This window comes from Acidovorax sp. GW821-FHT09A11 (genome assembly GCF_059418365.1).
The window spans coordinates 305,902-325,824 of the sequence record NZ_JBWKPS010000001.1 but is presented as its reverse complement, the minus strand read 5'-3'; the positions used below and the strand labels follow the sequence as shown (position 1 = coordinate 325,824).

20 protein-coding genes, 1 tRNA gene and 1 pseudogene are annotated in these 19,923 nt (G+C 63.8%); 7 read left to right on the top strand and 15 right to left on the bottom strand.

Features of this window, described 5'->3' with window-relative positions; translation table 11 throughout:
- The first annotated feature begins 31 nt into the window (after positions 1 to 31).
- Positions 32 to 2,008, top strand: a complete 1,977-nt coding sequence (locus AC07PV_RS01540) for an alkyl/aryl-sulfatase (protein ID WP_494629187.1) — start codon at positions 32 to 34, stop codon at positions 2,006 to 2,008.
- Between the two features lie 136 nt (positions 2,009 to 2,144).
- Here the strand turns inward: AC07PV_RS01540 and AC07PV_RS01535 are convergent.
- Positions 2,145 to 2,558, bottom strand: a pseudogene (locus AC07PV_RS01535) (methyl-accepting chemotaxis protein); the annotation flags it as partial.
- A 211-nt stretch (positions 2,559 to 2,769) separates the two neighbouring features.
- On the opposite strand from AC07PV_RS01535, the gene AC07PV_RS01530 reads away from it, so the two are divergent.
- The 4 genes from AC07PV_RS01530 (at position 2,770) to AC07PV_RS01515 (ending at position 5,490) form a co-directional block, all read left to right on the top strand.
- Complete coding sequence (locus tag AC07PV_RS01530) at positions 2,770 to 3,168, top strand: SMI1/KNR4 family protein (RefSeq protein WP_494629473.1); 399 nt, start codon at positions 2,770 to 2,772, stop codon at positions 3,166 to 3,168.
- A 124-nt stretch (positions 3,169 to 3,292) separates the two neighbouring features.
- On the top strand, positions 3,293 to 3,889 hold the full coding sequence (locus tag AC07PV_RS01525) for a hypothetical protein (RefSeq protein WP_492253305.1): 597 nt from the start codon (positions 3,293 to 3,295) through the stop codon (positions 3,887 to 3,889).
- Complete coding sequence (locus tag AC07PV_RS01520) at positions 3,890 to 4,225, top strand: DUF4303 domain-containing protein (RefSeq protein ID WP_218294813.1); 336 nt, start codon at positions 3,890 to 3,892, stop codon at positions 4,223 to 4,225. It abuts the gene before it with no gap.
- Positions 4,222 to 5,490 carry a DMP19 family protein gene (locus AC07PV_RS01515; RefSeq protein WP_494629186.1) on the top strand — a complete coding sequence of 423 codons (1,269 nt, stop codon included), beginning with the start codon at positions 4,222 to 4,224 and terminating at the stop codon, positions 5,488 to 5,490. Before AC07PV_RS01520 ends, AC07PV_RS01515 begins: the two co-directional genes overlap by 4 nt.
- Before the next feature lie 296 nt (positions 5,491 to 5,786).
- Here AC07PV_RS01515 and AC07PV_RS01510 read toward each other — a convergent pair whose 3' ends face one another.
- Positions 5,787 to 6,389, bottom strand: a complete 603-nt coding sequence (locus AC07PV_RS01510) for an IPTL-CTERM sorting domain-containing protein (protein ID WP_494629184.1) — start codon at positions 6,387 to 6,389, stop codon at positions 5,787 to 5,789.
- Positions 6,390 to 6,582: 193 nt separating this feature from the next.
- Here AC07PV_RS01510 and AC07PV_RS01505 point away from each other — a divergent pair, with 193 nt between their 5' ends.
- Positions 6,583 to 7,050, top strand: a complete 468-nt coding sequence (locus AC07PV_RS01505) for a tyrosine-type recombinase/integrase (RefSeq protein WP_494629183.1) — start codon at positions 6,583 to 6,585, stop codon at positions 7,048 to 7,050.
- 80 nt (positions 7,051 to 7,130) lie between these two features.
- Here AC07PV_RS01505 and AC07PV_RS01500 read toward each other — a convergent pair whose 3' ends face one another.
- The 7 genes from AC07PV_RS01500 to tolB form a co-directional block, all read right to left on the bottom strand.
- Entirely contained in the window at positions 7,131 to 8,237 is a 1,107-nt protein-coding gene (locus AC07PV_RS01500) for an OmpA family protein (RefSeq protein ID WP_494629181.1), read from the bottom strand.
- Complete coding sequence (locus tag AC07PV_RS01495) at positions 8,234 to 9,040, bottom strand: hypothetical protein (protein WP_494629180.1); 807 nt, start codon at positions 9,038 to 9,040, stop codon at positions 8,234 to 8,236. The genes AC07PV_RS01500 and AC07PV_RS01495 overlap by 4 nt, the downstream gene beginning before the upstream one ends.
- A 357-nt stretch (positions 9,041 to 9,397) precedes the next feature.
- A tRNA-Lys gene (locus tag AC07PV_RS01490) sits at positions 9,398 to 9,473 on the bottom strand.
- 43 nt (positions 9,474 to 9,516) lie between these two features.
- Entirely contained in the window at positions 9,517 to 10,347 is an 831-nt protein-coding gene (locus tag AC07PV_RS01485; RefSeq protein WP_492253324.1) for a tRNA threonylcarbamoyladenosine dehydratase, read from the bottom strand.
- A complete protein-coding gene (ybgF, locus tag AC07PV_RS01480; RefSeq protein WP_494629179.1) occupies positions 10,347 to 11,135 on the bottom strand; it encodes a tol-pal system protein YbgF in 789 nt (262 codons plus the stop codon). Before ybgF ends, AC07PV_RS01485 begins: the two co-directional genes overlap by 1 nt.
- Before the next feature lie 8 nt (positions 11,136 to 11,143).
- Positions 11,144 to 11,683, bottom strand: a complete 540-nt coding sequence (gene pal / locus AC07PV_RS01475; protein WP_218294808.1) for a peptidoglycan-associated lipoprotein Pal — start codon at positions 11,681 to 11,683, stop codon at positions 11,144 to 11,146.
- A 44-nt stretch (positions 11,684 to 11,727) separates the two neighbouring features.
- Complete coding sequence (gene tolB, locus AC07PV_RS01470) at positions 11,728 to 13,047, bottom strand: Tol-Pal system beta propeller repeat protein TolB (protein ID WP_218294807.1); 1,320 nt, start codon at positions 13,045 to 13,047, stop codon at positions 11,728 to 11,730.
- Positions 13,048 to 13,287: 240 nt separating this feature from the next.
- Here tolB and msbA point away from each other — a divergent pair, with 240 nt between their 5' ends.
- Positions 13,288 to 15,096 carry a lipid A export permease/ATP-binding protein MsbA gene (gene msbA, locus AC07PV_RS01465; RefSeq protein ID WP_492245351.1) on the top strand — a complete coding sequence of 603 codons (1,809 nt, stop codon included), beginning with the start codon at positions 13,288 to 13,290 and terminating at the stop codon, positions 15,094 to 15,096.
- A gap of 38 nt (positions 15,097 to 15,134) precedes the next feature.
- Here the strand turns inward: msbA and AC07PV_RS01460 are convergent, their stop codons facing one another.
- The 6 genes from AC07PV_RS01460 to mltG form a co-directional block, all read right to left on the bottom strand.
- Positions 15,135 to 15,809 (bottom strand): ankyrin repeat domain-containing protein, encoded by a 675-nt coding sequence (locus tag AC07PV_RS01460; RefSeq protein WP_492253327.1) that lies wholly within the window; start codon positions 15,807 to 15,809, stop codon positions 15,135 to 15,137.
- Positions 15,806 to 16,612 (bottom strand): TatD family hydrolase, encoded by an 807-nt coding sequence (locus AC07PV_RS01455; protein ID WP_218341126.1) that lies wholly within the window; start codon positions 16,610 to 16,612, stop codon positions 15,806 to 15,808. The genes AC07PV_RS01460 and AC07PV_RS01455 overlap by 4 nt, the downstream gene beginning before the upstream one ends.
- Before the next feature lie 153 nt (positions 16,613 to 16,765).
- Positions 16,766 to 17,125, bottom strand: a complete 360-nt coding sequence (locus tag AC07PV_RS01450) for a PilZ domain-containing protein (protein ID WP_015013859.1) — start codon at positions 17,123 to 17,125, stop codon at positions 16,766 to 16,768.
- Between the two features lie 17 nt (positions 17,126 to 17,142).
- Complete coding sequence (locus tag AC07PV_RS01445; protein ID WP_492245354.1) at positions 17,143 to 18,165, bottom strand: DNA polymerase III delta subunit-related protein; 1,023 nt, start codon at positions 18,163 to 18,165, stop codon at positions 17,143 to 17,145.
- The gene (gene tmk, locus AC07PV_RS01440; protein ID WP_494629176.1) at positions 18,162 to 18,839 is read right to left on the bottom strand and encodes a dTMP kinase; all 678 of its coding nucleotides are present in this window, start codon (positions 18,837 to 18,839) and stop codon (positions 18,162 to 18,164) included. Before tmk ends, AC07PV_RS01445 begins: the two co-directional genes overlap by 4 nt.
- Before the next feature lie 74 nt (positions 18,840 to 18,913).
- A complete protein-coding gene (mltG, locus tag AC07PV_RS01435) occupies positions 18,914 to 19,897 on the bottom strand; it encodes an endolytic transglycosylase MltG (protein ID WP_494629175.1) in 984 nt (327 codons plus the stop codon).
- Positions 19,898 to 19,923: the final 26 nt, after the last annotated feature.

Below are 19,923 nucleotides of genomic sequence, written 5' to 3'. Positions count from 1 at the left end.
GCTTGTTCCTCGTTCACATAAGCAGACAACCATGCCCCGTTCTTCCCTCCTTCCCATTGCCTTCGCCGCCTGGGCCTGCATGCTCGCCACCGCGCCGGTCCTGGCGCAGACCACACCCAAGGCGCCCGAGCCCGCCACGCTGAAGGCCAATGCAGAGATGGCGAAGGCGCTGCCTTTCGCCGATCGCCAGGATTTCGAGGATGCGATGCGCGGCTTCATCGGAACGGTGCCCGATGCGCTGGTGCCGGGTACCGGCGCGCGCCCGGTCTGGAACCTGAAGCCCTACGACTTCCTGAAGGTCGACGCGCCGGCTGACAGCGTCAACCCGAGCCTTTGGCGCCAGGCCCAGCTCAATCTCATCCACGGCCTTTTCAAGGTGGTCGACAAGGTCTATCAGGTGCGCGGCTTTGACCTCGCGAACATGACGATTGTTGAAGGCGACACCAGCCTGATCGTGATCGACCCGCTGCTTTCCGTGGAGACCGCCCGCGCCGCGCTCGATCTTTACTACCAGCACCGACCCAGGAAACCAGTGGGCACCGTCATCTACACCCACGGCCACTCCGACCACTTCGGTGGCGTCAAGGGCGTGGTCAGCGAGGCCGATGTCGCGGCCGGCAAGGTACAAGTGATCGCGCCGTCGGGCTTCATGGAGTCGGCCGTGGCCGAGAATATCCTGGCCGGCACCGCGATGAGCCGCCGTGCACACTACCAGTTCGGCGTGTTGCTGCCCTCGGGCCCGCGCGGCCAGGTCGACGCCGGCCTGGGCAAACGTCTGGCCAGCGGCACCACCACCCTGATCGCGCCTACCAGCACTATCGAAAAAACCACCGAGGAGCGCACCATCGACGGCGTGGCCTTCGTGTTCCAGCTGGTGCCGGGTTCAGAGGCTCCAGCAGAGATGCTGATCCACCTGCCGCAACAGCGCGTGCTCAACATGGCAGAGGATGTGGCGCACACGATGCACAACCTCTACACCATCCGCGGCGCAGAGGTGCGCGACGGCAACCTGTGGGCCAAATACATTGATCGCGCACGCCTGGATTTCGGCGACAAGACCGACGTGATGATCACGCAGCACCACTGGCCGGTGACGGGGCGCGAGCGTGTCGCCGACCTGCTGAAGAAGCAGCGCGACATGTACAAATTCATCAACGACCAGACGCTGCGCCTGCTCAACCACGGCCTGGGGCCGCAAGACATCGCCGAGCAACTGCGCATGCCCGCCAGCCTGGAGCGTGAATGGTCGGCACGCGGCTACTACGGCACACTGCGCCACAACGCCAAGGCGGTCTATCAGAAGTACCTGGGCTGGTACGACGCCAATCCGGCCAACCTGGACCCGCTACCACCCGTGCCCCATGCGAAAAAGACGGTCGAATACATGGGTGGCGCTGATGCCGTGCTGGCCCGTGCCCGCGATGACTTCAAGAAAGGCGAGTACCGCTGGGTGGCCAGCGTGATGAATCAGCTGGTGTTTGCCGATCCGGACAACAGCGCGGCGCGCCAATTGGGCGCCGATGCCCTGGAGCAGCTGGGCTATCAGTCCGAGGCCAGCACCTGGCGCAACGCCTACCTGGCGGGTGCGATGGAACTGCGCGGCGGAGTACCGAAGATCCCTGCGCGCAGCAGCAGCACCCCCGACACGCTCAAGGCGGTGAGCAACGAGCTGTACTTCGACTACCTGGCTGTGCGCGTTGATGCGGCCAAGGCCGAAGGCAAGAAGATGGTGATCAACTGGAACTTCACCGATTCCAAGCAGCAGTTCGCGCTGACGCTGGAGAACTCGGCGCTCACCCATGCCAGTGGCCAAGCCCGCAATGCAGACACAACCCTCACCCTGAGCCGTGCCACGCTGGACGCAATTACGCTCAGGCAGACCACCTTCCCCGAAGCGGTGCAGACCGGGCAGATCAAGGTCGAGGGTGACCGCGCCAAGCTTGGCGAGCTGCTGGCAATGTTCGACAGCTTCGAGACGATGTTCCCGGTGGTTGAGCCGAGGAGGTAGGCAATCTTGGATATGCCCCTGGAGGGCCCGGAGATGACAGTTGCGGGCGCGCGGGATGGGATCGCTGAAAGCCGCCGTGGAGGATGCCTGGCGTCCGCGCTTGGCCATCGACCAAGGCGGTCCCCTCCTCGGCGAGCTACCTTAGACGAGCGGCAACGGTAGGTCGTTGTTCGGGGAATGACTCGGTCTTGCGGCTGCGCACGACGGCTCCATCTGCGCCTGACAATTTGAAAAACGCTACCGCATTGACCAACTCTGACGCTTGATTGTTCAAGCTGCTAGCCGCTGCCGCCATCTCTTCGACCAGCGCCGCATTCTGTTGGGTGGCCTGGTCCATCTGCATCACCGCTTCTCCCACCTGCGCCACGCCTTGACTCTGTTCCTCGCTGGCGGCGCTGATCTCTCCCATGAGGTCCGTCACGCGCTTGATGGCGCTGACCACTTCGGTCATCGTTGTGCCGGCCTGGTCAACCAGTGTGGCGCCCTGGCCAACCCGTGAAACGCTTTCACCAATCAGCATCTTGATTTCCTTGGCAGCCTCCGGGCTGCGCCACATCCACGCCGGACCTTTGGCGCCAGCCTGGGTCTGGAGGCACGGAGGCACGGAGGCAGGATGTGCCATGAACCCCAGATCAGATGCCACTGCCAAAGAGAACATCAGGAATTCACGCTCCCGTGAACGCATCGGCACTTTGGTTATCCGTCTGCATGATCTTGCGCGACAGGATACCGATGCCGAAGTCAGCTGAGCCGGTGCCAGCATCGAGCAGGCCATCGCCAACGTCGAGGCGGCACTCAACCTGCGCATCTCCGGCTCAGTCCGCAACTTCATCCTGCGCACCCGCGACGGTGGGTTGGATCTGTTCCCGATTTCCTCATTACCCGCGGGCGAGCCACTGGGCGGGCGCGGCACCGCGCACGACGACACGTTGCATTGGCGGCAAGACGCGGGTTCACGCCACTGCTACCTCGTGGCCATTCAGTGCAATGGGGACGACAACGAGCCGTCCTGCCTGGACACATCGCGCGTGGTGGACGGCGAAAATCCCGTGGTGCACTTCTACCCCAGCTCGCACAGCGGCCATGTCGATCGCACCGGACCCAGCTTTATCGACTTCTACGAAGACTACTTCGCACCTTGCTTCGCAGATTACGATTGACCAGCATCTCCCAGTACCGTATGCACTGCTGGCGCTGCGTGTGATGAAAGAAGTGATTTGATCTAAACCGACCTCCACCACCCTCCCAGCAAGCGCAAGCAGCCATCACATGTGAAGCAAAACCATGCCGACACCCCTCACCATCACCCCTGACGGCGTTCACCCCTTGGCGCCCCGCCTGGGCGGCGGCGCGCTGATCGGCGGCGTGGCCCACTGGCCGCACGGCCCCTCGGGCCGGCCGCTGGTGCTCGCCGCATCGCTGCCCGCGGCATTCCTGGCCGAGCATGCGGGCATTGACATCGGCGCGGGCCGCATCGCCTCGGTCTTCACCACCTACGCGCCGGGCACGTACTTCCTCGACGAGATCACCTACCACGGCGACCCGGCCGAACTGGCGCTGCTGCGCCGGGGCACCACGCAAGTGCTGGTGCACGAGGCCGGCACATTGGTGCAGAGCGCGCTGGAACTGCCACCGCACGGCATCCACGTGCAGGCCGGCGGGGACGCGCGGTCCTTCATCGGCGGTGCGCCGCAATGGCTGCAAAACGAAGACCTGGAACTCGGCGGCCTGGCCTTCGCATTGCAGATCGACGGCGGCAACCTGCCCGCGCCGCTGCGCAACCTGTTTTACCTGGCCGACGGGGTAGGCTACCTGTACCTGCCCACGCAGGCCAACGAGAGCACCGACTGCAGCGGCCTCTTCTTCGTACAGGTGACGTAAATGAAAATAGCCACCAGCGCCCGTCCACAAAGCGCAAGCAGCTATCAATACGGGAGCATAAAGAATGAAGACCATGGACAGGGCCATGGCTCCGGTGACGTGGCTTCATCCGACACCGTCAAGGCCCAGGAGCCTCACGCCCTGATCGAGGCATTGAAGCGGCTGGACAACGAGGGCTTCTTGGGCCGGCACCGCCAGGGGGCCAACGCTGCGGTTCTGTTCATCACCTCGCCCGGCTCCGATGATGCCGAAGCGATGGAGGACCAATCGGCCCGGTGGCTGAACCGGCCCGAGGTCTGCGAGACCTTCCTGAAACAGCACAAGGACATGGAATGAGCCCACGACTGCCCCTTGCCGACTGGCCCGCGCTGCTGCGCTGCGCCCCGTACTTCAGCCGTGCCATCGTCGATGCGCTGCACGCATCCGGACCTGACGGCTTCGCGCCACTGGCGCGGGCGGTGTACTACTTCGACCTGTTCGACGCGCAGGTCTCCAACGGCGGCGTGGATCAATACTTCGACAACGTGGCCGCGCATCTGGACGATGCAAGCGCGGTGCCGGGCATCATCGCGGCCAATCCCGTCTATGCGTCCGTGCTGCCGCTGATCGAGGAAGTGCACGCGATCTGGAATATGGTCGCGCAGGCGTATCCGGACCAAGAAAATGATGATGACGATGAGGGAGAAGAAGGCTGTGACGAAGATGCCTGGGACGCCTACCAGGATCTGCTCGCCCCGCACGGGGAGCGCCTTGCAGCCATCGCCACCGAATTCTTCGCCCTGCACCACGCCGTCCGCCAGCGGCTGGAGCAGGACATCGTGCGCGACCCACACCGCTATTTCTCCCTGGCGGCCGTGCCCGGGTTGCGTGGCAGCGGTGTCGAGCATGTGACGCTTGCAGACGGTGCGCACCGCCTGCGCTTCGTGGATGGTTTTCCCATCGGCCCCAACGTCTTCGAGAATCAGGACTGCGGTTGCGACGTGGTCTGGTTCTCGCCCGACCGCACGCTGCTGCAGTGCGAGACACAGGGCTTTGGCAATGAGCGCAGTCGCCACTGGATCCACTACCCCAGCCAGGCCAGCAACAGTTGGACCAGCGGCGAGCACTTCATGAGTGGCGCCCTGCAGTCCGTGCGCAGCGACCGGCTGGCACTGGGCCTGGGCCACCATGGCCTGCATGAGGCTTTCGACGCCCAGGGCCAGCGCGAAAGCACGCAGTTGTACTGGTACGGAGAGGAGTTGTGCAGCGAGCACTTCTACCCCTGCGGCGCACCACTGCTGCGCTGCAGGCGCCAAGACAAGGGCGAACATCAATTGCGCTACTGGCCCAGCGGCGCACTCAACACCGAAAGCATCGAGGGCCATGATGGCGCCACGCGCTACCTGCGCTGCCTGGACGCGCAGGGAAACGACCTGGCCCCCCAGGGCACGGGGCGCCTGTTCGAAATGCTGAGCCTCGATGCCGACATGCGCCAATGGCGCGAAGGCCAACTGGTGGCAGGCTTTCTGCAGGGCCCCGTGGTGCGCATGGCAAGCCAGCCCGACGGCAGCCAGCCGCGCGAAACCGAGCGTACGTTCTTCAAGAATGGCCGTGTGGCCTAGCGCTGTGCACGCCGCCTGGAGGTTCCCCCGCGGCGCGATGCCGTGGCTGTTGTCGATGTGCGGAAGCTGGCCCGCAGCGATCCAGGAACACGCTGCGGTCCTCGTGGCCACCCAAAAGACCTGGGGCGGACGTTGGTTGATTGGCAGCAGCAAGCAGCCTGAAACTGCCAGATGGCGTGCACCCGCCAACGTCAAAAGTCAACCGACACGTCAACTTCGGGTCCTGTGTGCATAGCTGGGGCCCGGCAGTGGCGCTGCCGCTGATCGGGGTTCCTGCTGGAAAGCCCGGGCAGCCTTCAGCCCCGCCTGCGTCTCACTGCTGCGACGCCCAGCATGGCCATCATTGACGCCATGGCCATCAAGGCGTACTCACTCAAGGTAGGAATGCTGGCGGCGGGGACAACTGGCGGCGGAGCCAGCCCGATGTTGATGATGATCTCGTCGCCCGAGGGCAGGAAGAGCGTTCGGGTTCCGACGGTCAGCCCCGCTCCCGCGAGGGTTGTCCCCGCGAACGTCGTTGAGTTCGAGATGGAAGCCTCAGAGATGTAGTTCTCGGGCAAATAAAGATCGGCACCGAGAATGTAGACGCCAGGCCCCATGGAACCAGTGCCGGCTTGTGGTGTGGAGGCTACGCCAGTCAAGCTTGGGAATAGCACACCGCTGAACATGTCTGCAGTCGTTTCCGTCCCGATGCAGATAGCGTTGTTGTGGATCAACCCGTGTCCTGCAGCGCACAACCCGATGGTTGTCAACGCAGACATTGAACTCGTATTGAGCGAGCCGGAGCCTGTCATCACAACATCCGCGCCCACCTGATCGATGTTGATCGTGTAAATGGCTTGGGCCGCGTTCGCCGCAGCCAAGAACGCCAAGCCAACGCAGGCACTGCGCAAGTTCATCTCCGCTCCTCCATATGAATACATATGTGTTCAAGTGTATCGGACGGTTGAATTCACTTGCTACCTATAGGGAGCTGCCATGGCGGCACGCAGCGCCAAACCACTTCCGCCGGAACGAGGGGGTTCAAGGAATCGGGCCGTGATGTGGTGGTGAGCGACCAGATGATGCAGAGCATCTTTGGAACACGCTGGCTTGCCGCTCCAGTTCGCCATCCGCCTGGCCGACCTCACAGGCCAACGACCGGGCGACGTGCTGCGCATGAGCGAGAGCCACATCAGCGGAGGCGTCTTGCACGTGCGCCAGGGCAAGACTGGCGCCAAGCTGCGCATTGAAATCGAGGGTGAACTCAAGCGCCTGCTGGAAGAGATTCAGGCCTTCAAAGCCCAGTTCAAGGTGCGGCCGCTGGCGCTATTGGTGAATGAGTCGGGCGAGCAGCTGTCAAAGCACATGCTGCGGGACCGCTTCGATGATGCCCGCGCTGCTGCTCGCATCGCCAAGGCCGACTTTCAGTTTCGTGATCTCCGGGCCACTGCTGCTACCGCTGTGGATGAGGAATCAGGAACCCGGTCTGCGCAGGCGCTACTGGGGCACACCACCGAGGGAATGACCGCCCACTACATCAGGCACAAGGTGGGGAAGAAGGTGAAGCCAGTGCGTTGAATGCTGCAACATCCACATCTGATTTCCCTATCAACAGCGGAACAAGCTATTCACCAAGTTGTAGCCCCGCTGCGAAGTGTTCAGCGTGGTGCTACAGCTTCAGCGAACGCGTCGGGTGCGCCTAAGACAAACACACGCACTTCCACAACTCGATTTTCTTTTGGCGAGCCAAACTTGCTCACTCCTCGCTGTCGTCCTACTGCGAGAATTTTGGAAGGCTCCAGCTGAACCATGTCCATCAAAAAGTCACGCGCCTCCTGCGCACGCGCCATGCTGAGTGCGGCATTGGTCACAGCACTCCCTGATGTGTCCGTGTATCCAAAAAGTTCGACGCGGTAATCTTCCGAATGGGTCAGCTCACTTAGCGCTGAGCGCAACGTGAGTTTGGCACGCTCAGACAGGTTCGACGACCCCAGGTCAAAACCAATACGAAACGTTTGTTGCTGTCGCCATGCAAGTTGTTGAGCTCCAGCAACGGTAATGGGGCCAGAGGCGGATCGTAGAGTTTCTACTTGCTTCTGAAGCGCTGCAAGTGTTCCAAGGAGGCGGAAATCCTGCTCATCCCTAGCTTTTTGAGATTTCTCGTACTGCTCCCGCAAAGTGGCGACGCTATCCGCTTGAAATCCGAACTTGTCATTTAGCGCTTTTAGTCTTGCACTGAGCTCGGTATCGGAAACTAGCTGAGCGTCAGCTATCACCTGACTAATGTCTAGCTCGGTAACGGATCCACGGATTTCAGGAGTACGCGGTCCTATCTCTGAAATCTTGCGAACCTGGACCTGTAAGTCTGCAAGATTCTCTTTGAGTTTCCGTAATACTTCTGGGTCCTTGGTGCGGGATGCCCCTGCAGAACTAGCAGTTGCGAAAGCTAGACTGGCCTGGAGCCAACTTTCTTCGCTTATTTTTCCCTTGGCACGCAGTCGACATATTCTATCTTGGTCTATTTGATGATCGGCCATTTGAGAAGTGAGGGTGACACCGGATTTTTCAAAAATCAATCCGAGACCAACCAACACATAGCTCATGCTTGCACCAAGCCTATAATTCTTTTCGGTGATGTTGCTGATGGAGGTGCAGGTCTCAGCGATTAAAGGATCTTCAGGTTGACCCCAGGGAGGCCAAGAAGCGCACCCTGTCACCAGCACGGCCAGCAATACTCCGCCAATTGAGCAAGGAAGAGATTTCATTTGGGAGATGACCCCAAGGCCGCACATTGGCTCAACGCTTTAAGTGACTCCTCATCTGTTGGCGGTTGCAACAACAGCGACGAGGCCGCCCGAGTATAGAGCATGGCTTTCGCAGCGATTACACCGCTTTTTTTGTCTGCAAAATAATTTGCAAGCACAGGGCGGACAGATGCTGCGACGTGTTGAATTGCTGCAGCATTAGTAGCGAGCGCTCTGCGTAAGTATGTACCACAGACCGTCCCAGATATCCCATTGATGGTGCCGCTTATCCAACCTTCAAAACCTGAGGTGATCAAAAAATTCTCCTGTTTGATAGCACTGAGATAAGCTGAAGGAGATCTGCCATCCGCATCTAGGGACTCTTTCAGTTTTGCAGGGTTCAGCTGGTCAACCGTATCGTATCTCGCAACAAAGGCTGTAAAGTACCGCGATGAAGTAATGGAAATGTCAATGACAGCAGCGTCCCAAGCATCTTTAATAGCTCTCTTTTGCTCAGGTGTTTTAGTTGCGTCTGCTTCGATCGCTCGCTCAACCCAGCATGTATAGATACCAAGCACCTCACTAATAACACCAGGAGCCATGTCCGCATACATGCTTCGGGTGAATTGAAGTGCTGCTTCAGCAGAAGTGCCATCAGGTTTGGCGGAGGGACCTATCAAACTTGGAGGAAGAGTCGTCTTAATGCTCAGTTTTCCACGTTCGGTCTGGATGACATATGGATTCTCTGAACAGGGCGGCGACGGATCGGCAGCAAGGCAAGACAAAGAGCTACAAAGCACCAATGCAACTGCGATAGATCTCATTTTTAATCCCTCCTGCTTACAAGCCTATCCCGGCCGTTACAGATCCGCAAGTTTTTTTGGTCCTGAGCCATCGAGTTGAACCAACGGCCGGGATAGAAAGCGGACAGATCAAGCGGCCAAACGAATGGAAAGTTGGCGGCCAACAATGCATGTCTGGCAATTGCGCAGAGCGACCTATGGCCTGGATAGTTGAGCTTTAGTGAGAGGAAAGTTGGACAAGTACGGAGTACATCGCACCTATTTTTGCGGAACACCCAGCCAGATTGCGGAAAGAGCACATCAACGTGATTGAGCGCATTGCTACAAATTTCGCAGCAAACAAAAAAGGCCCTGTATTGCTACAGGGCCTTGTATGGGTGGTAGGACGTACAAGATTCGAACTTGTGACCAACGGATTAAAAGTCCGCTGCTCTACCAACTGAGCTAACGTCCCGACCTGTTGCAGCAATCGTGGCCGATGGCTGCAAAGCCTTGGATTATAGCGTTGTTTTTACGGCCTTCCTGGAAGTTGCGGCAAGTTTGTCCAGCACCCAGCCCGCGGCACACTGGCCGAAGGTGGCCGTCACGGCGACCACCGAACCATACCCATGGCAATTCAGGGAGCCATCCCCATCGATTTGGCATGACGCATCCGGCGGAGCCACAGCCTCTCGGCTGAAGACACAGTCCACGCCGATCTTCTTGCCCTCGCGCGCGGCACGGTGGTGCTTGCGCATGCGATAGCGCAGTTGCGCCAGCAAAGGATCGTGGGTCGTCCGCGCGAGGTCGTCCACATCCACCTTGTGCGCATGCCGCTTGCCACCCGCCGCACCCACGGTGATGTGCAGCACCCCGCTGGCCTGGGCCCATGCCGCAATGGCCGTCTTGGCCTTGACCTGATCGCAGGCATCGATCACCGCATCAACGGGCACGGGAAGCAACCCAGGCCAGTTTTCCGGCTCCACGAAGTCCTCGATGCAATGGACCGTGCACTCCGGGTGAATCTGTGCGATCCGATCCCGCATCGCCAGAACCTTGGCTTGTCCAATGGTCCCGGTGAGCGCATGAATCTGGCGGTTGATATTTGACTCGGACACATGGTCGAGATCGATCAGGGTGATCTGCCCCACCCCGCTGCGCGCCAAGGCCTCGGCGGCCCATGAGCCTACGCCACCAATCCCCACCACCGCGATGTGTGCCTGGCGGATCCGGGCGGCGCCCTGCACGCCGTACAGCCGCTCCAGTCCGCCGAAACGGCGATCCGGGGCGGCGGACTCAGGCACGACAATGGGGGACGGCGCCGCTTGAAAAGACGGTGCGCCGGGCATCACTTCAAGCGGGAAAGGCGTTCTTTGGCCGCCATCGCAGCTTCAGATTGCGGGTAGGCGCGCAGAAGATCTTCCAGCGTCTTGCGCGCGGCCCGCATGTCCTTGAGTTCGATCTGGCAGTTGGCGATGGACAGGGCCGCTTCCGGCGCACGGGCATGGGAGGGGGCATCAGCCAGCATCAGCTTGAAGTTGTTGATGGCCTCCTTGTACTCGCGGGTGGCATATTGGGCGTTCCCCAGCCAGAAGCGGGCGGAAGGCACGAAGCCACTGCGCGGGTACTGCCGCACAAACGCCGCAAATGCCGAACTCGCATCGGAAAACTTGCCCGAACGGAACACGGACAGGGCCGCTTCGAAGTCCTTCTTTTCGGCGGGGTCGGCCTGGAACTCCTGGCCGTCCACCGTCACCTTCACCGGCTCAAACTGCTTCAGGCGCTCATCCACTCCCTGGGCAATGTCCTTCTGGCGCCGCTGCAGGTCCGCAGCGTCCCGCAGCAACTGCTCGTTCTGGCCCCGAAGCTTGGACTGCTCCATGCGCAGCGTCTCGATCTGCCCCTGCAGATCAAGCAGGCTGCGCCGGAGCTGGCCATTCTCTTCGCCAAGCCTGCGCATTTCTTCGGCTGCGCGTTGCTGGGACATTTGCAGCCCGTCAACACGCTGGCGCATTTCGATGATGGCGCGGCGGGCCTCGTCGTCCTCAAAAAGGGCTGCATGCGCCGCGGGCAGCAAGGCCGCCGACAGCGCCCCGGCCGCCAGTGCCTTGAACAGGTAGGACACAGGAAAAGACAACGTGCGCATCAACGATAGGACAGTTCTGCCCGGCGATTCTGTGCGTGCACGTCTTCGCTATTGCCTTGGGCGGCGGGCTTTTCCTTGCCAAAGCTCACGGCTTCCATCTGGTTGTCTGGCACACCCAGCAGCGCCAGCGAACGGCGCACGGCTTCGGCGCGCTTCTGGCCCAGGGCCAGGTTGTACTCGCGGCCACCACGGTCGTCGGTATGGCCTTCGATCATGACCTTGCGGCCGTTGCCAGACTTGATGAAGCGGGAATGCGCTTCGATCAGGGACTGGAATTCAGGCTTGATCACGTAGCTGTCGTAGTCGAAATAGACGATGCGGCTCACACCCACGGGGCCGGCTGCATCGCGGCCCGACTGGCCAAGGTCCACGCCGGCCACGCCGCTCTGGGCAGTGTTGCCGGAGTTGGCCCCACTGTTGGTGCCCATGGTGGACGTGGCGTTCTTGTCTTCGACAGGCACGTCATCCAGCTTCACGCCGGAACTGCATCCGGCCATCAATGCGACAACGGTAAGGGCAAGGGTAATGCGTTTGATCATCCAAAATTCTCCTGAAAGCTTGGTAACTGAAAGTGCGGATAAGTTCATTGCTTTTGAAATGGGCCCCAGTCGGGCTCGCGGATATCTCCCGCCTGCCCCGCGAGCCGGGCCTTGATCTTGCCGTCCAGCGTGGTGGTCATGAGCGCTTCGCGCCCTTGCTGCTGGGTGGCATAGACGATGAGGCGGCTATTGGGAGCAAAACTGGGGTTCTCGTCCGCCGTGGTGTCCGTGACTGCATTCACGGTGCCGGAGGACAGGTCCATGACATGCAGCTTGAAAGCCCCGCCAACGCGGGAAATATAGGCCAGCCAGCGGCCATCCGGGCTGATGCTGGGGGAAATGTTGTAGCTGCCCGTGAAAGTGACACGCTCCGCATTGCCGCCAGAGGCAGGGACCTTGTAGATCTGCGGTGCGCCACCCCGGTCGCTCACGAAGTAGATGCTGCGGCCGTCGCCGGAGAACACGGGTTCGGTATCGATGCCCGAGCTCTGCATGAGGCGGCGCGGTTCGCCGCCATTGGCGTCGATGGTGTAGAGCTGGGAGCCGCCATCACGGCTCAGCGTCACGGCCAGGGAGCGTCCGTCCGGAGCCCAGGCGGGCGCGCTGTTGGAGCCCCGGAAATTGGCGATCAGGCGCCTGCGGCCGGAGGCCACGTCGTGCACGTAGACAACGGGTTTGCGTGATTCGAACGAGACGTAGGCGAGCTGGCCGCCATTGGGCGACCACGCGGGCGAGATGATGGGCTCGGGGCTCGACAGGGCCGACTGCGCATTCTCGCCGTCGGCGTCCGCCACCCACAGGCTGTAGCGGGGGCCGGTCTTGGTGACGTAGGCAATGCGGGTCGAGAAAATTCCGCGTTCACCCGTCAGCTTTTCATAGATGAAATCGGCGATGCGGTGGGCCACCAGGCGCAGATCGCCCTGCGTGACCACAAAGCTCTGCCCACCCAGGTCCTGCCCCTTCACCACATCCCAAAGGCGAAAGCGGATGTCGAAGCGGCCATCCGCCAGGCGCGTGATGCTACCGGTTGCCAGGGAATCCGCGCTTTTCTGGCGCCACAGGGCCACATCGGGGCGCGCGGTTTCGTCCAGCACCGCGCCCGACGCATCCACCGCACGGAACTGGCCACTGCGCTCCAGGTCGGCCTGGACAATGGACGACATCTTCTGGGGCGCCTGCGCCTCGCCCCGGAACGGAGCGATCGCAATGGGCAGCTGGGTCAGGCCAACGCCCGTCACCTCGACGCGAAATTGCGCCAGTGCTGGCAGGGCGGGAGTGGCAATGAGCGCGGCCAGTACCTGGCGGCGCAAGGGATGCGGCAAAGCCGCAGGAGATGGGTGTGTAGAGATTCGATCTGTGGTCATTGGCATCCAGCGGTAGCCGAACAAATGCCGAAGGGCAAACCCGAATGTTACACACAGCGGGAAAACCCCTGTGACAAACTGTGCGGCCACCAGGGCCATCGGCCTTGATTTCGAGCCAACCGTGCGCATGGCCTTCGGGCGCTGGTTTTTTCCTGCCGCGCCGGCCCGCATCCGATCAATGGGCACTGCTCAGAGGAGCGTGCAGGCCCTGGCAGCCCGCGACCGTAGAATCCGGGCCACATGCAAGCCACAGATTCAGGCCCGGGCGCCACGCCCGCCCCCCCTCCTCCTCCTGCCGCAAGCCTGACCACGCGCCTTCAGCGGCTATCGGTCTACTTCGGCAACCAGCGGATGGCCTGGAGCCTTGCCGTTGTCGCCACCCTCGTGGGCGCCGTGACCGAGCCCCTGATTCCCGCGCTGCTGCAGCCTTTGCTGGACCGCGGCTTCACCCAGGGAACCCTGCAGCTGTGGATGGTGCCCCTGGCCATCCTGGGCGTTTTCTTCGTGCGCGGCGTCGCGCAGTTCGTCGGCCAGTACGCGCTGGCACGCATTGCCAACGAGGGCATGCTGACGCTGCGGCAATCGCTGTTCGACAGGGTCCTGGCGGCGGAAATGGGCCTGTTCTCGCGGCAGTCGGCCAGCACCTTGTCCAACACCGTGGTGTACGAAGTGCAGACCGGCGCAACCTTGCTCGTGCAGGCACTGCTGGGCGTATCGCGTGACGGGTTCACGCTGGTGGCGCTGCTGGCCTACCTGCTGTACCTCAATTGGCAGCTCACGCTGATCGTGGCGGTGGTGGTGCCGGGCGTGGCCTGGATCATGAAGACACTTTCCCGGCGCCTCTACCACCTGACAAAAAGCAGCCAGCAGGCGACCGACGAGCTGGCCTACGTGGTGGAGGAAAACGTGCTGGCGCACCGCATGGTGCGGCTGCACGGCGCGCAGGCCGGCCAGGCCGGGCGCTTCGCCGGGCTGAGCCAGAGCCTGCGCCGCCTGGCCATCAAGTCGACGATTGCGTCCGCGGCCATGACACCGCTCACGCAGTTGCTGGCCGCCGCGGCGCTCTCCGTGGTGATCTGCATCGCCCTGTGGCAAAGCCGTGGCGCGGTGGACGCGAAGGACGTCACGGTGGGCGGCTTCGTGTCGTTCATCACGGCCATGCTGATGCTCATAGCTCCCATCCGCCGCCTGGCCGATGTCGCCAGCCCGATCACCCGGGGGGTGGCGGCCCTTGAACGGGGACTCGCGCTGCTGGGCGACACCGGCGCCGAAACAGGCGGCCAGTACCGCACGGACCGCGTGCGGGGCGCGCTGGAGCTGTCCCGGGTGACGGTGTCGTACGGCCCCGACCATGCCCCGGCACTGGACCAGGTCAGCCTGCGCGTGGAGCCCGGTGAAATCGTCGCCCTGGTCGGCCCCTCCGGCGCCGGAAAGACGACACTGGTCAACCTGCTGCCACGGTTCGTGATGCCCGCGTCGGGCGACATCCTGGTGGATGGCCGCCCCCTGCCCGAGTGGGACCTGGGATCGCTGCGGTCGCAGTTCGCGATGGTGAGCCAGGACGTGGTGATGTTCAACGACACCATCGCCGCCAACGTGGCGCTGGGGCGCGAGGTGGACGACCTGCGCGTGCAGGAATGCCTGGCAGCCGCGAACCTGGCGGAACACGTGGCGGCGCTTCCACGGGGCATCCACACCGTGGTGGGCCACAACGCCACCCAATTGTCAGGCGGGCAGCGGCAGCGGCTGGCGATTGCCCGGGCGCTGTACAAGGATGCCCCCATCCTGATCCTGGACGAGGCCACCTCGGCGCTGGACACCGAATCGGAGCGGCTGGTGCAGGACGCCCTCCAGCGCCTGATGCAGGGGCGCACCACGCTGGTCATTGCCCACCGCCTGTCCACCATCGAACATGCGGACCGGGTCATCGTCATGGAGCGTGGACGCATTGCCGAGCAAGGAACCCATGGCGAACTGATGGCGCGGGGCGGGCTGTACGCGCGCCTGCAGGCGCGGCCGGCCTCGGGCGAAACCGCCGCACTCCACTGAACCCGCGCCACCCCGCGCGGGAAACCCTCGCACGAGCCCTACCACCTGCCCCGGTTGGGCTGGCGCTTGCGTATGGCAGCGGCAATCCGTTCCGCAGAATCGGTGCGGCTCACGCGCATGGCGAAGTCCGTGGCGGTCAGGCCCAGCTGGTTCTTGAGCGTGGGGTCGGCGCCCTCGTCCAGCAAAAGCTGCACGGACTCGATGGAGCCGTAGTGCGCCGCCATCATGAGGGGGGTCGTGCCGTTGGGCGAAGCGGCATCGATGTACGCATGGTTTTCCAGCAGCAGCGCGATGATCGCCGCATGCTGGGGCGAGCCGGCGGACGCCGCGTAGTGCAGGGGCGTCCAGCCCGTCTTGTTCACATCCGCATCGCGTGCAAGAAGCGCCTTCACGGCCTCCACGTTGCCCTTGAGCGCGGCCATCATCAAGGGGCTCTCGTCCTGTGCGTTCCGTGCATCCACATTCACCTGCCGTGCGGCCAGCAGTGCAAAGAAGGCCTTGGAAGCGCCGTTTTGCAAGGCGATGGTGAGGCCCACCTGGCCTTTCGGGTCGCGCGTATCAGGGTCGAACCCCCTGCGCAGCAGCGCGGTGATGGCGCCACCGTCATCGCGCAGGATGGCGACAAAAAAATCCTCGTAGGCTCCTGCCCAGATAGCGGGAGCAGCCAGCCCCAGCACCAGGGTCGCCAACACGTTGCGGCGATGGTGGATCATTCGGTCACTCCCTTGAACAAGGCGTCGAAGTTGCGGCTCGTAGCCTCGGCCACCGCCTCGAGCGCCAGCCCCTTGGTTTCGGCCACCTGCCTGGCCACGTAGGGTACATACGACGGGTTGTTGGTCTTGCCACGGTATGGCACGGGCGCGAGGTAGGGGCTGTCGGTTTCGATCAGGGTGCGGTCCAGCGGCACGAAGGCCACCACGTCGCGCAGTTCCTGGGCGCTCTTGAATGTGACGATGCCCGAAAAGGAGATGTAGTAGCCCAGATCGAGCGCCGCGCGCGCCACCTGCATCGATTCGGTGAAGCAGTGGAACACGCCGCCCGCGCGGTTGCCGGGGCCGTCCTCCCCCTCTTCGCGCAAGATGGAGAGCGTGTCGTCCGACGCGCTGCGGGTGTGGATGACCAGCGGCTTGCCGCACGCCCGCGCCGCGCGGATGTGGTTGCGAAAGCGCTCGCGCTGCCACTCCAGGTCGGCGATGCTGCGCCCTCCCTTGCGGTCCTCCATGCCGTAGTAGTCGAGCCCCGTCTCGCCAATGGCCACCACGCGCGGCAAGGCGGCGCGCTCCAGCAGGTCCTGCACCGTGGGCTCTGCGATGCCTTCGTTGTCCGGGTGCACGCCCACCGTGCTCCAGAAGTTGTCGTGCGCCATGGCCAGGGCATGCACGCCCTCGAACTCTTCCAGGGTGGTGCAGATGCACAAGGCCCGGTCCACGCGCGCGTCGGCCATGGCCTGGCGGATGGCGGGCAGCTGGCTCGCCAGTTCGGGAAAATTGAGATGACAGTGCGAATCAGTGAACATGCGGTTTCAAAATAATCGTGTTTGCGCGCCACGCGGGCCACCGGTGGCCATCGCAGCCTCCGGGGTGGGCAGCAGCCCCGCCCGCCCGCCGCAGCCAGCAAACAAAAATGCCGACCCGCCTGGCACGGGTCGGCACGGTGGGCGGGTGCCGGCTCAGATGGTCTGTGTCGGCCGGTCGGACCCCAGCGCCGTGCCGAGCAGTTCCTCGATCTTGGCCTTGAGCTGGCGCGACTTCTCGTCCTTGGGAAACTGGATGCCCACGCCCTGCGTGCGGTTGCCCGCAGCCCGCGCCGGGGTGACCCAGGCCACGCGACCGGCCACCGGGTAGCGCTGCGTGTCGTCCGGCAGCGTCAGCAGCACATAGACATCATCGCCCAGCTTGTAGTCCCGCTGGGTGGGGACAAAAATGCCCCCTTCGGCGAAAAAGGGAATGTAGGCCGCGTACAGGGCCGCCTTTTCCTTGATGGCCAGCTGCATGACGCTGGGGCGGGGGGCGGTGGATGGACTGCTCATGGATGGGTGGGTACGGCTCAGTGCTTGGAGTGTAGGGTGTTTCGCGCCTGGGCGACAAGCGCCTCCAGCATGAGGCCGGCATTGAAAGGATGGTCCGCCGTGCGTGCGGCCTTGGCCAGCGCGCGCGACCAGCGTGTCAGCGCGCCCAGCGGCGGCAGCGCCTTCGGGAGGTCCGCCGCCGCGAAGTAGCGCGGAGCGGCGCCCACGCTCGCCGCCAGCAGGTCATGGCAGAGCTTTTGCAGCGCATCGATGGCCTGCGCAGGCGCCCAGTCCCCGAGCGCGGTCACATCCCCCTTGGCGACGGCCTGGGGCAGCGCGGACCAGGCCTGCGGGCTGCGCCCCGACTGGGCCAGCGCCAGCGCATCGTCGGGCCGCCCGCCGGCGGCGCGCAGGAACGCCGTCGCGGCGGCGCCGGCAACGCCCTGCCCTTGCAGCCACTGCAGCATCTGGTCCTCGGCGGGCCAGACCATCGTGTGGCCCAGGCAGCGGCTGCGGATGGTGGGCAGCAACTGGTGCGCGGCCTCGCTGGCCAGGACGAAGCGCACATCCCCCGGCGGCTCCTCCAGGGTCTTGAGCAAGGCATTGGCCGTGATGTGGTTCATCTGCTCGGCGGGATACACCAGCACGGCCTTGCCCCGGCCTCGGGCCGAGGTACGCTGCGAGAACTCCACCGCGTCGCGCATCGCTTCCACGCGGATCTCGCGGCTGGGCTTGCGCTTCTTGTCGTCGATGTCCGCCTGGGCCTTCTCCGACAGGGGCCAGCCCAGCGCCATCATCTGCACCTCGGGCATCAGCACGCACAGGTCGGCATGCGTGCGCACGTTGACCGCATGGCAGCTGCCGCACTGGCCGCAGGCACCCTGCGCGGTCGGTGCATCGCACAGCCAGGCGCGCACCAGCTCCATGCCCAGCGCGTACTGGCCCATGCCCGACGGGCCCTGCAGCAGCCAGGCGTGCCCGCGCTGGGCCAGCAGGCTGGCACGCTGTGCGGCGATCCAGGGCGCGAGGGCCGTCGCAGGGGCGTTGGCGGGCTCGCTCATGCCGCCCCTCCCTGGGTGGCCACCATGATGGCCAGCCAGCCCTTGCGCACAAAGACGCTGGTGAGCTGCTGCCACACGCGGTGGCGGTCCTGCGCGGCGTCCAGCCGTGCAAACCGCTGGGGTGCGGCGGCCGCGCGGTCGGCATAGCCCTGGGCCACCCGGCGGAAGAACTCGGCGGGCTGGGCCTCGAAACGGTCGGGCACGCGGGCGCCGGCCAGGCGCTGGGCAGCCACTTCCGGCGCCAGGTCGAACCACACGGTCAGATCGGGCTCACGCATCAGATCGGCCTCTGGCGAAAGACCCGTCTGCGCAAGCCGCTCCAATATCGATAGCACGCCAAGATCGAAGCCCCGGCCGGCCCCCTGGTAGGCGAAGGTGGCATCGGTGAAACGGTCGCACAGCACCACGTCGCCACGCGCGAGGGCGGGCTCGATCACATTGCGCAGGTGGTCCCGGCGCGCGGCGAAGATGAGCAGCGATTCGGTGAGCGCGTCCATCGGGTCGTTGAGGACCATCTCGCGCAGTTTTTCGGCCAGCGGCGTGCCACCGGGCTCGCGGCTCACGGTGACCGTGCGGCCCTGCGCACGGAAAGCCGCCGCCAGGCCCTCGATGTGCGAGGACTTGCCCGCGCCGTCGATGCCTTCAAAGGTGATGAAAAGACCGGGTCGTGACATGAAAGCCTTGGGTTGAATCTGCAGGGGCGCATGGCTCGGGGCGCCGCGGCCGCCCGCGCACCAGGCCGCATGCGCTACTGGCCGCGCTGGTAGCGGTTGACCGCACGGTTGTGCTCTTCCAGCGAGGCACTGAAATGGCTGGTGCCGTCGCCCTTGGCCACGAAGTACAGCGCACGCGTGGGCTCGGGCTGCACCGCCGCGAGCAGGGCGGCCTTGCCGGGCATGGCGATGGGCGTGGGAGGCAGGCCGGCCCGGGTGTAGGTGTTCCACGGCGTGTCGGCCAGCAAATCGCGCCGGCGCAGGTTGCCGTCGAACCGCTCGCCCAGGCCGTAGATGACGGTGGGGTCGGTCTGCAGCAGCATACCGGCGCGCAGTCGGTTGGCAAAAACCCCGGCAATCTGGGCGCGGTCGCCCGGACGGCCGGTTTCCTTCTCGACGATGCTGGCCAGTATCAATGCTTCATCGGCCGACTTGAGCGGCGTGTCGGCCGCGCGCTGGGCCCAGGCGGCCTCCAGGCGGCGGTCCATGGCGTGCAGCGCCCGGCGCAGCAGGGCGATGTCGCTGGAGCCCTTGGCATAGGCGTAGGTGTCCGGAAAGAACCGCCCCTCGGGCGGCACGCCCGGGCGGCCCAGCTGGGCCATCAGCGCCTCGTCGCTCAGGTTCGCCGCGTCGGGCTTGAGCTGGTCTTCCCTGGCGAGGGCCTGGCGCACCTGGCGCCAGTTCCAGCCCTCCACCAGGGTCAGCGCGCGCAGGGTTTCCTCGCCGCGCACCAGTTTCTGCAGCAGGCCCCGTGGGGTGGTTCCGGGCGGGATTTCATAGTTGCCGGCCTTGATGGCGCGGTCCTGGCCCGAGAAGCGGAACCATGCGTAGAGCATGCGCGCATCGACCCGCGCCCCTGCCGCCACCACGTCGCGCGCAATGCCCCGCGGCGTGGTGCCGGGCTCGATGGCCAGCTCCAGGGGTTCGCTGCCCGTCACCAACGGCTGGTGCAGCCACCAGAAGGCCGCACCGCCCGAGGCGATCAGAACCAACGTAATCAAAGCCAATAGACGTCGCACAACCCTGATGAATGTGTGTGTAGAAC

What these genes read in the sequence shown, in the direction of transcription:
- AC07PV_RS01540 (WP_494629187.1), top strand. Translation starts at nt 32, where the DNA reads ATGCCCCGTTCTTCCCTCCTTCCCATTGCCTTCGCCGCCTGGGCCTGC.
- AC07PV_RS01525 (WP_492253305.1), top strand. Translation starts at nt 3,293, where the DNA reads ATGCCGACACCCCTCACCATCACCCCTGACGGCGTTCACCCCTTGGCG.
- AC07PV_RS01520 (WP_218294813.1), top strand. Translation starts at nt 3,890, where the DNA reads ATGAAAATAGCCACCAGCGCCCGTCCACAAAGCGCAAGCAGCTATCAA.
- AC07PV_RS01515 (WP_494629186.1), top strand. Translation starts at nt 4,222, where the DNA reads ATGAGCCCACGACTGCCCCTTGCCGACTGGCCCGCGCTGCTGCGCTGC.
- AC07PV_RS01510 (WP_494629184.1), bottom strand. Translation starts at nt 6,389, where the DNA reads ATGAACTTGCGCAGTGCCTGCGTTGGCTTGGCGTTCTTGGCTGCGGCG.
- AC07PV_RS01500 (WP_494629181.1), bottom strand. Translation starts at nt 8,237, where the DNA reads ATGAAATCTCTTCCTTGCTCAATTGGCGGAGTATTGCTGGCCGTGCTG.
- AC07PV_RS01495 (WP_494629180.1), bottom strand. Translation starts at nt 9,040, where the DNA reads ATGAGATCTATCGCAGTTGCATTGGTGCTTTGTAGCTCTTTGTCTTGC.
- AC07PV_RS01485 (WP_492253324.1), bottom strand. Translation starts at nt 10,347, where the DNA reads ATGCCCGGCGCACCGTCTTTTCAAGCGGCGCCGTCCCCCATTGTCGTG.
- pal (WP_218294808.1), bottom strand. Translation starts at nt 11,683, where the DNA reads ATGATCAAACGCATTACCCTTGCCCTTACCGTTGTCGCATTGATGGCC.
- tolB (WP_218294807.1), bottom strand. Translation starts at nt 13,047, where the DNA reads ATGACCACAGATCGAATCTCTACACACCCATCTCCTGCGGCTTTGCCG.
- msbA (WP_492245351.1), top strand. Translation starts at nt 13,288, where the DNA reads ATGCAAGCCACAGATTCAGGCCCGGGCGCCACGCCCGCCCCCCCTCCT.
- AC07PV_RS01460 (WP_492253327.1), bottom strand. Translation starts at nt 15,809, where the DNA reads ATGATCCACCATCGCCGCAACGTGTTGGCGACCCTGGTGCTGGGGCTG.
- AC07PV_RS01455 (WP_218341126.1), bottom strand. Translation starts at nt 16,612, where the DNA reads ATGTTCACTGATTCGCACTGTCATCTCAATTTTCCCGAACTGGCGAGC.
- AC07PV_RS01450 (WP_015013859.1), bottom strand. Translation starts at nt 17,125, where the DNA reads ATGAGCAGTCCATCCACCGCCCCCCGCCCCAGCGTCATGCAGCTGGCC.
- AC07PV_RS01445 (WP_492245354.1), bottom strand. Translation starts at nt 18,165, where the DNA reads ATGAGCGAGCCCGCCAACGCCCCTGCGACGGCCCTCGCGCCCTGGATC.
- tmk (WP_494629176.1), bottom strand. Translation starts at nt 18,839, where the DNA reads ATGTCACGACCCGGTCTTTTCATCACCTTTGAAGGCATCGACGGCGCG.